Origin of the sequence: Actinomadura sp. HBU206391 (assembly GCF_014323665.1) — a bacterium.
Lineage (GTDB): Bacteria > Actinomycetota > Actinomycetes > Streptosporangiales > Streptosporangiaceae > Actinomadura_C.
This window is the reverse complement of sequence record NZ_JABVEB010000055.1, coordinates 25,148-36,003: the sequence shown is the minus strand read 5'-3', so window position 1 is coordinate 36,003 and position 10,856 is coordinate 25,148. Positions and strand designations below refer to the sequence as shown.

The 10,856-nt window shown below is 70.8% G+C and carries 11 protein-coding genes and 1 pseudogene; 1 reads left to right on the top strand and 11 read right to left on the bottom strand.

Features of this window, described 5'->3' with window-relative positions; translation table 11 throughout:
* Positions 1 to 536: pseudogene (locus HKK72_RS18470) on the bottom strand (acetoin utilization protein AcuC); the annotation flags it as partial.
* 173 nt (positions 537 to 709) lie between these two features.
* Here HKK72_RS18470 and HKK72_RS18465 point away from each other — a divergent pair.
* A complete protein-coding gene (locus HKK72_RS18465; protein ID WP_187235626.1) occupies positions 710 to 1,699 on the top strand; it encodes an alpha/beta hydrolase in 990 nt (329 codons plus the stop codon).
* Positions 1,700 to 1,748: 49 nt separating this feature from the next.
* Here the strand turns inward: HKK72_RS18465 and HKK72_RS18460 are convergent, their stop codons facing one another.
* The 10 genes from HKK72_RS18460 to HKK72_RS18415 form a co-directional block, all read right to left on the bottom strand.
* A complete protein-coding gene (locus HKK72_RS18460) occupies positions 1,749 to 2,939 on the bottom strand; it encodes an ABC transporter permease (RefSeq protein WP_187235625.1) in 1,191 nt (396 codons plus the stop codon).
* Positions 2,940 to 2,967: 28 nt separating this feature from the next.
* Entirely contained in the window at positions 2,968 to 3,660 is a 693-nt protein-coding gene (locus tag HKK72_RS18455; RefSeq protein ID WP_187235624.1) for an ABC transporter ATP-binding protein, read from the bottom strand.
* A gap of 146 nt (positions 3,661 to 3,806) precedes the next feature.
* Positions 3,807 to 5,165, bottom strand: coding sequence for an efflux RND transporter periplasmic adaptor subunit (locus HKK72_RS18450; protein WP_187235623.1), 1,359 nt, complete (start codon positions 5,163 to 5,165; stop codon positions 3,807 to 3,809).
* A gap of 61 nt (positions 5,166 to 5,226) precedes the next feature.
* On the bottom strand, positions 5,227 to 5,649 hold the full coding sequence (locus tag HKK72_RS18445) for a hypothetical protein (protein WP_187235622.1): 423 nt from the start codon (positions 5,647 to 5,649) through the stop codon (positions 5,227 to 5,229).
* 72 nt (positions 5,650 to 5,721) lie between these two features.
* The gene (gene proC / locus HKK72_RS18440; protein ID WP_187235621.1) at positions 5,722 to 6,516 is read right to left on the bottom strand and encodes a pyrroline-5-carboxylate reductase; all 795 of its coding nucleotides are present in this window, start codon (positions 6,514 to 6,516) and stop codon (positions 5,722 to 5,724) included.
* 105 nt (positions 6,517 to 6,621) lie between these two features.
* A complete protein-coding gene (locus HKK72_RS18435) occupies positions 6,622 to 7,548 on the bottom strand; it encodes a proline dehydrogenase family protein (protein ID WP_187235620.1) in 927 nt (308 codons plus the stop codon).
* 170 nt (positions 7,549 to 7,718) lie between these two features.
* A complete protein-coding gene (locus HKK72_RS18430; protein WP_187235619.1) occupies positions 7,719 to 8,453 on the bottom strand; it encodes an ABC transporter permease in 735 nt (244 codons plus the stop codon).
* Entirely contained in the window at positions 8,450 to 9,175 is a 726-nt protein-coding gene (locus tag HKK72_RS18425; protein ID WP_187235618.1) for an ABC transporter ATP-binding protein, read from the bottom strand. The genes HKK72_RS18430 and HKK72_RS18425 overlap by 4 nt, the downstream gene beginning before the upstream one ends.
* A 168-nt stretch (positions 9,176 to 9,343) precedes the next feature.
* Positions 9,344 to 9,937, bottom strand: a complete 594-nt coding sequence (locus HKK72_RS18420; RefSeq protein ID WP_187235617.1) for a TetR family transcriptional regulator — start codon at positions 9,935 to 9,937, stop codon at positions 9,344 to 9,346.
* A complete protein-coding gene (locus HKK72_RS18415) occupies positions 9,937 to 10,821 on the bottom strand; it encodes a sugar phosphate isomerase/epimerase family protein (RefSeq protein WP_187235616.1) in 885 nt (294 codons plus the stop codon). The genes HKK72_RS18420 and HKK72_RS18415 overlap by 1 nt, the downstream gene beginning before the upstream one ends.
* Positions 10,822 to 10,856 lie beyond the last annotated feature (35 nt).

The window sequence follows — 10,856 nt, the reverse complement described above, 5'->3', positions numbered from 1 at the left end:
GCCGCCTGCACGCCGTCGCCGTGGTGGACGTCGACGTCCACGTAGGCGACCCGCCGGGCCCCGTTCTCCAGCAGCCAGGCGATCGCGATCGCCGGGTCGTTGTAGACGCAGAACCCCGAGGCGCCGGCGCGCATCGCGTGATGCAGGCCGCCCGCGACGTTGGCGGCGTGCTCGGCCGCACCCGACCAGACCGCCGCTGCGGCGGCCACGGTCGCTCCGGTCACCAGCGCGGCGGCGTCGTGCATGCCGGGGAAGACCGGGTTGTCGGGGCTGCCGAGGCCATGGGCGAGCTCGGGAGACCCCGTCTCGCCGGCCCGCCTGACGGCGGCGATGTAGGCGGGATCGTGGACCAGCCCGATCAGCTCATCACCGGCCGTCTCGAACGCGGCGATCTCGACGTTCGGGTACTCCAGCACGCCGTGATCGCGGGCCAGCGCCATGGTCAGTTGGACCCGGATGGGATTGAGGGGGTGGGTGGGACCGAAGTCATAGGCGGTGAGCTTGTCGTCCCAAAGGATCCGAAGCGAGCGGCTCATGGCCTCACGCTAGCGCCACTGCGGGCATGCCCTCCGCGTGGCGCAAATCACACCACTCCAGTGGCCTTCCGCCACATCGCGCGCAGGCCGCGCAGGTTCGTGATGTGAACTCTGCCGTATTCCGGGCATCTATTAACATATTGGTAACGTGCCACTGAGTAAGGGGGGCGTCGATGAACCCGGACCCCTCACCGTTCGACCGGCGGCCGAGCATGCAGAGTCGTGCGATCTCAAGAGCGCTCAGGCTCGGTGTGCGGCCGTTCGTCAGCAGGTTGCCCGGCAATCCCGTGTCCCTGCGCACCGCCCGAACGGCGGCCGACGCCGCCGCGCGGTTGATCCGCTCGGGCCCGCGGGTGCGGGTGGAACAGCTGGTCGACCCCTGCACCGACGCCACGGCCCGGCCCGTCGTCGGCGAATGGGTGACACCCATCGATCCGGACGTGCAGGAAGGCGCGATCCTCTACCTGCACGGCGGCGGCTATGTCGCCTGCTCGCCGCGGACCCACCGTCCCATAACGGCCCGCCTGGCCGTCGACTGTGAATTACCGGTGCTGGTCCCCCGCTACCGGCTCGCGCCCGAACATCCCTTTCCCGCGGCACTGTTCGACGCCGTGGACGCCTACCGTCTCCTGCTGGCCCGTGGCATTCCCGGGTCGAAGATCGTGGTCGCGGGCGACTCCGCCGGCGGCCACCTCGCCGCGTCGATGGTCGGCGAGATCTGCCGGACCGATCTGCCGACCCCCGCAGGGGTCGTGCTCTACTCGCCGTGGGTGGACCTCACCTGCGAGCTGTCCAGCGAACGCGACGAATCCTGCCGGGATCCCTATGTCAGCCTGGCCGCCGCCCGACTGGCGGGCCAGATGTACGTCGGGACGGGCGACTTCGACGATCCCCGCCTCTCGCTGCTGACCTGCAAGTGGACCTCGGCGCCGCCGTTCTTCGTCCAGGTCGGCGGGGGCGAGTTGCTGCGCGCCGAGGCGGAGCGGCTGGCCGAGGTACTGAGCGCCGCCGGAACCACGTGCGAGCTGCAGGTCTGGGTGGGCCAGATGCACGTCTTCCAGATCCTCAATCACGTGCTGCCAGAGGCCCGGGCCGCGATGCTCGAGACCGCCCGATTCGTCCGCACGGCCATCTCGGCGCCCGCCGTCGGTGGAGTGGCCTGACGCCCGCCGGCGGTCATTCGGTTCGCCGTGGTCATTCGGTTCCCCGTGGTCATTCGGTTCGGAGCGCGATGACGGGGTCGAGACGGCCGGCTCTGCGGGCCGGCACGACCCCGAAGAACACCCCCACGGCGACCGACACCGTGAACGCCAGGGCCGGCGACCACCAGACGATGGCGGCGGGCACCGGAGAGACCGCGGCGATGGCGAGTGCGGCGCCGACGCCCAGCCCGATGCCGATGATCCCGCCGAGCGTGGTGAGCAACACCGCCTCGATCAGGAACTGGGACACCACGTCCCGCTGCCGGGCGCCGAGCGCCTTGCGTAGGCCGATCTCCCTCGTACGCTCCCGCACGCTGACCAGCATGATGTTCGAGACGCCCACACCGCCCACCAGGAGCGAGATGGCGGCGATGGCGGCCAGCACCCCGGTCAGCGCGCCCAGCACCGTGCCGATCGTCCCGAGCAGCTGGGTCTGGGTCACCGCCGAGAACTGCTCCCCCGGGTACTTCTTCTGCAGCGCGTCCACGACCTGGTCCTGCAACCGGGGGATGTCGTCGGCCGACGCGGCCCGCAGCGCGAGGAAGTCGATCCGGGTCACGCCGAACAGCCGCTGAGCGGTCGTCACCGGGATGTGCAGCTCGGCGTCCCGTGCCTGGCCGAAGGTCTGCCCCACCTCCTCGAAGACCCCCACGACGCGGAAGCGCGTCCCGCCCGCGATCGCCACCTGCCGTCCGACCGGGTCCACGTCCCCGAAGATCTTCCGCGCGATCTCGGAGCCGAGCACCACGACCCGGCGCCGGGTCTCCACGTCGGTCCGGGTCAGGTAGCGGCCGCCCGGACGCAGCGGCCGGTCGAACACGTTGCGGACGTTCTCGTTCGCGCCGACGACGGAGGCGAACGTCTGGGTCCGGCCTGCCCGCACCACCTCGCCGGAGTTGAGAGTGACCGCGATGTTGCGCTCGTCGCCGACCACCCGGCCCAGATAGCCGACGTCGTCGAGCTGCATCCGGCTGACCGTCGGCGCCGAACCGAAGGAGAACTGCCCCGGGACCACGAAGATGATGTTGGAGCCGAGGCCCTCGATCTCGCTCTCCACCATGTTGCGCGCGCCGGAGCCGATCGCGACGAGCACCACGACGGCCGCCACGCCCACCACCACGCCGAACATCGTCAGGGCGCTGCGGAGCCGGTTGACCCGCAGTGCCTCAAGCGCCACCCGGAGCGCCTCGCCGTATCTCATCGCCGCGTCGACGCCCCCTCGGCCGTCCTCACGTACCCGCTCCGGAGTCGCGTTCGATGAGACCGTCGCGAATGTGGATCTGCCGTCTGGCCCGGTCGGCGACCTCCGGCTCATGGGTGACCAGGATCACCGCCACCCCTCGCTCGGCGTTCAGCCGCTCCAGCAGCTCCATGACCTCGTTGCCGGTGCGGGTGTCGAGGTTGCCGGTGGGCTCGTCGGCCAGAACGACCTGCGGGTCGCCGACCAGGGCGCGGGCGATGGCGACCCGCTGCTGTTCACCGCCGGACAGCTGGCTCGGCCGGTGGTCCAGCCGGTGCGAGAGCCCCACGGCCGCCAGCGCCTCGGTGGCCCTCCTACGCCGCTCCGCCCGCGGCACGCCCTGGTAGACGAGCGGCAGTCCCACGTTCTCGCGTGCGCTCGTACGGGCCAGCAGATGGAACGACTGGAACACGAATCCGATCGTGTTGTTGCGCAGCTCGGCGAGTTCGGAGTCGGAGAGCTCGGCCACCTCCCGGCCGCCGACCCGCAGCACGCCCGTCGTCGGACGGTCGAGGCAGCCGAGCAGGTGCATGAGCGTGGACTTCCCGGAGCCGGACGGCCCGAGTATCGCGGCGAACTCCCCCTGCTCGATCTGCAGGCTCACGCCGCGCAGCGCCGAGACCGCCACCCCCTCCATCTGGTAGGTACGCGTGACGTCGAGTGCCTCGAGCGCCGCGCTCATGGCCGCGCCTCCGGCGCGGCGGCTCGGGGCGCTTCGAGGCGCTGTCTTCCCTCGTCGCTCGCTCGTACCTCGCTCGCTCCTCAGTCCAGACAGCGCCGCGCCCCTCGCGGCCTCTTCGCGCTCAGGGTCATGGCCTTCAGGAGTCATCACCTGGGGAGCTTCTGGTTCTGCTTGACCGCGTTCACGCCGCGGACGACGACGCGCTCGCCCTCGGCCAGTCCCGAGGTCACCTGCACCGTCGCGTCGCCCTGGGCCCCGAGCCTGACGACGCGCCGCTGCGCCCTGCCTCCCGAGACCACCCACACGGTGGAGTCCCGGCCGCTGGTCACGATCGCCGACGAGGGCACCGACACCGCCGAGCCCACCTCGCGCACCCGCAGGTCGACCACGGCGCTCATCCCCGGCTTCGGCCAGGGCGCCACGGCGCCGTCGGCCGTCGTGCCACGCCGCAGCGAGAGCGTCACCCGGTAGGTCACCCCGCCGCCGGTGGACTCCTTGGGCGTGACGCCCACGCCGGTGACCCGAGCCTGATAGGTGGCGCCCTGCACCGCGTCGAACTCGACGGTGGCCGGGGTGCCCCGCTTGACGTCGAGCACGTCGGTCTCGTCCACCTCGGCGGACAGTCCGAGCCTGGACACGTCGGTGACGGTGACGACCGCGTCGCCGGGGGCGATCGGGACGCCCTCGGCGACCGAGGCGGCGTCCCGGGTCGCGCCGCCGCCCCCGCCGAGCGACGGCGCCGCTCCCGCGGCCGGCGCCTGTGCCTGCGCGGGCAGTTGGCCGATCAGCCCGGACAGGTCGCCGGCGCCTCCCGCCGGTCCGCCGAGGCTCACCACCCCGGCGAACGGCGCCTTGATCGTGAGACCGGCCACGGTGCGCTCCGCCGCCCGTACCGCCGCCCGGGTCTGCACCCGCTGCGCCGCCGTGATAGACGACATGGCCTGCCGCACGCTGCCGATCCCCGAGTCCAGCTGGACGAGCGCGTTCCGCGCGGCCGCGGCGGCCGTCGCGTAGTCGGCCTGTGCCCTGGTGATCTGGGCGAGCACGACGGCCCGCTGCCGGGTATCCGGGATCTTCATCGCGACCTGCCGCGCCGAGGTGAACCCGCGTCTGGCCGTACGGTCGGTGCGTCGCTGGAAGGACGAGAGGTCCACGCCGGCCGGAACTCCACCACCGCCGCCGGACACGCCGCTATCGGCCTCGCGGGCCTGCCGCAGTTGCTCGTCTGCGGTCGGTGAGGCGATGCGAGCGAGCACCTCGCCCTTGCGCACCTCGTCGCCGTCGGCGACGCGCAGCCGTCTGACCGTGCCTTCCGCGGGCGACCGCAGCGTGGCGGTCGCCCGCGCCGTGACCGTCGCCGGAGCCTCCACCACCTCGGCCACGTCGGCGCGGGTCACCGCGCCCAGGCGGATCCCGGCGGCCTTGTCGTCGCCCGAGCACGCACTGATCAGCCCGGCGATAAGGACGCCGACCACCGCCAACGGGATGAAGCGCCGCAAACTCACGCGGCCATGCTAAACACGCGCCCCGCCCGAGTGTGGCGAAGCGTGGCGAAACGGTGCCGTGCTACCGGCGCGCGGGCATCTCGGCGTGATGTCCTGCGGGCCGCCCGGCCACGGTGAAGAAGCCCACCAGAGCGGCCAACGCCGCGACGCCCTCACCGACGGCGCTGATGGTCTTCTCCGCGTACCAGACCGGCTCGTGCATCTCCGGCAGCGGGCCGATCGACCCGACGTCGACCGCGTAGTAGAGCAGCACGGCGCCGACCGCGCTCGCGGCGACGAGGAAGGCGACCGCGTACGTCCAGCGGCGCGCCCAGCACAGGACCAGCAGGCCCACGACGATCGCGGCCACGGCCTGCGCCTGGAACAGCACGTCCGCACCGATGTTGCCGTCCTTGCCCGAGGGCAGGTCGGCTGCGAGGTCCCAGTGGATGTAGGCGTCGACCGCGAGACCGGCGGCGACGAGGAGGCGAAGCAGGATACCCATACCCTCTAATCGGTCACGGACCGGTGTTCGGTTCAATCGAATCCGGTCGAATCGAGGAACATGCTGCGGATCTCACCCTTCGGCGAGTTCACGGCCTCGGTTCCTGGCGGCCTCGATCGCCTCCAGCACGGCGGCCCGTACGCCATGACGCTCCAGCTCGCGGATCGCCGCGATGGTCGTCCCGCCGGGCGAGGTGACCGCTTCGCGCAACAGCACCGGGTGCTCTCCCGAGTCGCGCAGCATCACGGCGGCGCCGACCGCGGACTGGACCACCATCTCGAGCGCCGCGGCGCGCGGCATGCCGAGCAGGATGCCGGCGTCGACCATCGCCTCGACGAGGTAGTAGAAGTAGGCGGGACCGCTGCCCGAGAGGGCCGTCGCGCCGTCCTGCAGCGACTCGGGGATGCGCAGCACCTTGCCGACCGGCGTCAGCAGCTCCTCGGTGAGCTTGAGGTGCGCCTCGTCGGCGTGCGAACCCGCCGACACCACGCTCATCGCCTCGTCGACGTGCACGGGAGTGTTGGACATGACCCGCACGACCGGCACACCGCCCGGCAGGCGCGACTCGATGAACGAGGTGGGGATGCCCGCGGCCATGGAGATCACCAGCCGGCCCGGCGGAATGTGCGGGCCCAGCTCCTCCAGGAGCGTGGCCATGTCCTGCGGCTTCACCGCGATGACGAGGGTATCGGCGGTCTTGGCGGCTTCGGCGTTGGACAGCACCGCGACGCCGTACCGCTCATGCAGGAGCGCGCCCCGCTCGGCCCGGCGAACGGTCACGGCGAGCTGGGCCGGGCGGCGGCCGGCTCTGAGAACGCCTGACAGCAGTGCCTCGCCCATCTTGCCGGCGCCGAGAATCGCAATCATCTGAGCAAGCCTACCGAGACTTCGTGACACGCCAGAGGCCCCTCACCTCGCGATGCGGAGGTGAGGGGCGCTCAGACGCGGTCGAGAAGACGCCTCGCGGCTCCCTCAGGAGTCACCGGCCAGCGAGCGCAGGAAGAACATCAGGTTCGCCGGACGCTCCGCCAGCCGCCGCATCATGTAGCCGTACCACTCGTCGCCGTAGGGCACATAGACCCGCACCTGGGCGCCGAGCCCGGCGAGCCGCCGCTGCTCCTGCGTGCGGATGCCGTAGAGCATCTGGTACTCGAACCGGTCCGGCGACCGGTCGTTGAGCACGGCCAGCGCGCCCGCGATCTCGATGAGCCGCGGATCATGTGTGGCCAGCATGGGGTGCCCCTTGCCGGCCATCAGCACCTTCATGCACCGGACGTACGACCTGTCGATCTCACGCCGGTCGGCGAAGGCCACCGACTCGGGGGCGTTGTAGGCGCCCTTGCAGAGCCGCACCCGCGACCCCTCATGGGACAGCTGGTCGCAGTACTCCTCGGCGCGGCGCAGGTACGACTGGATCACCGCACCGGTGTCCGGGAAATCGGCGCGCAGCTCCTCCAGGATCCGCAGCGTCGAATCGACGGTGGTGTGGTCCTCCATGTCCAGCGTCACCGTGGTGCCCACCGCGCGTGCGGCGTGGCAGATGCGCTGCGCGTTCTTCAGCGCCAGCCGTTCACCGCCGTCGAGCACCTGACCGAGAGCCGTGAGCTTGACCGAGACCTCGGCCCGCGGCCCGAGATCCGCGGAGCCGAGCCGCTCCAGCAGGGTCACGTAGCCGTTGACGATGGTCTCGGCCTGACCGGGGTCGAGCGTGTCCTCCCCCAGGTGATCCAGGGTTACGAGCAGCCCGCCGGCGGCCAGCCCTTCGGTGACCCGCAAGGCGTCGTCCACGGCCGTGCCGGCGATGAACCGCTGGACGACGCTCCTGGTGTACGGAGCCGTTTCGGCCAGCCTGCGTACGCTGTCTCTGCGCGACGCTGCCAAGAGCACCTGACGGAGCAACGTTCCCCCTCTCCGGCGAGACAACGTCGTCCCGCGCCTCTCAAGGCTAATCCGCGACGCGGTTGCCCAGTACATGCCGGAATAGAGGGTAAGTCCTCCGTCTGTCCGATCTTTGCCCGAGTCCGCTATCGCCTGCCGGGATGTTCCCGGCGGCCGCGGATCGGCACCCCTCAGGCGGTGCGGCGGCGAAGCGTGGCCGCGCCGAGCATGAGCGAGACGATCACACACCCGATGATGATGGCCAGATCCCGCGCGAGGGTGCTCGTGAACTCGTCACCGCGGCTGAGCTCCCGCATCGCCTCGACCGCGTACGACAACGGCAGCACGGCCGAGATCCACTCGAGCCAGCTCGCCATCTGCTCCCGGGGCACGACAAGCCCGCACAGCAGGGCCTGCGGCAGCACGAAGGCGGGCATGAACTGCACCGCCTGGAACTCCGTGCGGGCGAACGCGCTGGCGAACAGGCCGAGGGCCATGCCGAGCAGTGCGTCGAGCACCGCGACGAGCACGAGGCTCCACATCGACCCGGCCAGGTCGAGCCCCAGCCAGGTCACCGAGATCGCGGTCACCACGCCGACCTGCACGAGCGCGAGCAGGCCGAACGCGAGCGCGTAGCCGAGCAGCAGGTCCAGCTTGCCGAGCGGGGTCGTCATCAGCCGCTCGAGCGTGCCGCCCGTACGCTCGCGCAGCGTGCCGACCGAGGTGACGATGAACATCACGATGAAGGGGAACACCCCGAGCAGCATCGGGGCCCAGCGGTCGAAGGCGACCGGATTGTCGATCACGTAACGCAGCAGGATCATGAGCAGGGTCGGGACGCCGATGAGCAGCCCGACCGTGCGGTGGTCGTGGCGCAACTGGGCGAGGATTCGCCGGCTCGTGGCCAGCGTGATCGAGAGCTTCATGCGTGTGCCTCCTCGCGCTCCGCGATGAGGCGCAGGAAGGCCTCTTCGAGATCGTCGGTTCCGGTGTGGGCGCGCAGCGCGCCCGGGGTGTCGTCGGCGAGGATCACGCCTTCGCGCATGAGCAGCAGCCGCCCGCACTTGGCCGCCTCGTCCATGACATGGCTGGAGATCATCAAGGTGACGCCACGGTCGGCGAGTTCGTGGAACAGCTCCCACAGCTCCTGCCGCAGCACGGGGTCGAGCCCCACCGTCGGCTCGTCGAGCACGAGCAGTTCCGGTGTGCCGAGGAGGGCGGCGGCCAGGCTGGCGCGGGACAGCTGCCCGCCCGAGAGCGTGGCCACGACCTGGTCCCGCTCCCTGGCGAGGCCCACCTCCTCGATGACACGATCGGCGTCGTCGCGGGGCGCGCCGAGAACCGAGCCGAAGTATCGGAGGTTCTCGCGGACGGTCAGATCCGAGTACACCGCCGGCGTCTGCGTGGCGTAGCCGACGAGCCGCCGCAGTTCCGCGCCGCCCGCGGGCCGGCCGAGCACGGTGACCTCACCGCTCTTCACGATCTGCACTCCGACCACCGCCCGGATCAGCGTGGTCTTGCCACAACCGCTGGGCCCGAGCAGCCCGACGATCGAGCCGCGCGGCACCTCGAACGTGAGCCCGTGGAGCACCTCGCGCCCGCCCCGGTCCACGCACAGGTCCGCAGTCTTAACCGCTGAACTAATCATGCGTTTAATTTAAGCTCGGCCATGCACCCCGTCAAGACCGAAGGGAAGTCCCAAAACCGGCTCGACCCGTGACCTCGCGTTGGGCAGAGCTCGCGAGCGAGGAGGGAAAGCGAGGAGGGAAGACGCCGCGTCAACCGCCCGCGAGCCGCCGCACCGAGGGCGCGGCCGTCAAGAAGATGAGCAGAGGTAGCGCTGCAACGTCGGGGCCAGAAGCTCGACCAGCTCTTCCTCAGAGGCGGAGGCGATCGGCTCCACCTGAATCACGTACCGCAGGAGCATCACGCCGATCATCTGGCCGACGGCCGCGTCGACCTTCAGCAGCGGAATGCCGCGCAGCTCGGCGGCCCGGCCGATCAGCGCCTTCGACACGAACTGCCGCATCATCGTCGCGGCCTGCTCGTTGGTCATGGCCGAGCGCAGCATCGCGATGAGGGGTGCCCTGCGGTCGGGGTCGCCCCAGATGCCGAGGAAGACCCGGATCAGGGTCTCGCCGATCCGCTCGTCCGAGGTCTCGATGATGAGGGGCAGCAACTCCGCTGGATTGAACGGCAGCCGCATCGCCTCGATGAAGACGTTCTCCTTGGTGCCGAAGAAGTGATGCACCAGGGCGGGGTTGACGTCGGCCGCGCGTGCGATGGCCCGGATCGACGCGCCGTCGTACCCCTTCTCGGCGAAGAGCTCGCGCGCGGCCGTCAGGATGGCCTCGCGGGTCTCGTTGGGTCCCGGCCTGCGTCCGGGTTTGCGGCCGGACTGGGCGACCATCAGCCGCTTCCCCTGCGCGACACCTCGCCGCCGGGTGTCACCTCCCAGGTGCGGCCGGCGGCGGCGAGATGGAGCCGGGCGAAGGCGAGCGCCTCGGCCAGGTCCTCGATCCGCTCCGCCCGGTCGGCTGCCCGGCGGGTGTTGACCTCGAGCACGATGTGCCCGCCGTAGCCGTCGTCGGCGAGCTTCTCGAGCATCGCGCCGCACGGCTGGCCGCCACGGCCGGGCACGAGGTGCTCGTCGCGGTTGGGGATGCCGACCCCGTCGGCGAGGTGGACGTGCTGGAGCCGGTCACCGAGCTCGGCGGCCATGGCGAGCGGGTCCGACCCCGAGACCGCCGTGTGGGACAGGTCCAGGGTGACGTTGGGGTAGTCCAGCTCGACGGGGTTCCAGTTCGGGGAGTACATCCCGACCTCGGTGCCGCGGGCCCGCACGGGGAACATGTTCTCCACGGCGAAGACGACGTCGGTCTCGTCCTGCATCCGGGCGAGACCCTCGACGAACTCCCGGGCGTACTCGCGCTGCCAGCGAAACGGCGGGTGCACGACCACGACCTTGGCGCCGAGCTCCTCGGCGACCTCCTTGGAGCGCTTCAGCTTGCCCCATGGCTCGCGACCCCACACCCGCTGGGTCAGCAGCAGGCACGGCGCGTGGATGGAGAGGATCGGCACCTCGTGGTAGTCCGACAGCCGGCGCAGCACGTTGAGGTCCTGTGACACGGGATCGGTGGCGACCATGATCTCGACGCCGTCGTATCCGAGCAGCGCGGCGATCTCGAACGCGCTCGGCGCCTTCTCTGGATACACTGACGCGGTCGAGAGCGTGATCGGCGCATCCGGGACCCTGATCCCGGCGGGGATCGTGCCATTGCGCTCCGGTGCCAAGACTCCCTCGCTGATTTTTCGCTCGGTGGTCGGTG

Coding starts and splice junctions, on each gene's coding strand:
- HKK72_RS18465 (WP_187235626.1), top strand. CDS start 710: ATGAACCCGGACCCCTCACCGTTCGACCGGCGGCCGAGCATGCAGAGT.
- HKK72_RS18460 (WP_187235625.1), bottom strand. CDS start 2,939: ATGAGATACGGCGAGGCGCTCCGGGTGGCGCTTGAGGCACTGCGGGTC.
- HKK72_RS18455 (WP_187235624.1), bottom strand. CDS start 3,660: ATGAGCGCGGCGCTCGAGGCACTCGACGTCACGCGTACCTACCAGATG.
- HKK72_RS18445 (WP_187235622.1), bottom strand. CDS start 5,649: ATGGGTATCCTGCTTCGCCTCCTCGTCGCCGCCGGTCTCGCGGTCGAC.
- proC (WP_187235621.1), bottom strand. CDS start 6,516: ATGATTGCGATTCTCGGCGCCGGCAAGATGGGCGAGGCACTGCTGTCA.
- HKK72_RS18430 (WP_187235619.1), bottom strand. CDS start 8,453: ATGAAGCTCTCGATCACGCTGGCCACGAGCCGGCGAATCCTCGCCCAG.
- HKK72_RS18425 (WP_187235618.1), bottom strand. CDS start 9,175: ATGATTAGTTCAGCGGTTAAGACTGCGGACCTGTGCGTGGACCGGGGC.
- HKK72_RS18420 (WP_187235617.1), bottom strand. CDS start 9,937: ATGGTCGCCCAGTCCGGCCGCAAACCCGGACGCAGGCCGGGACCCAAC.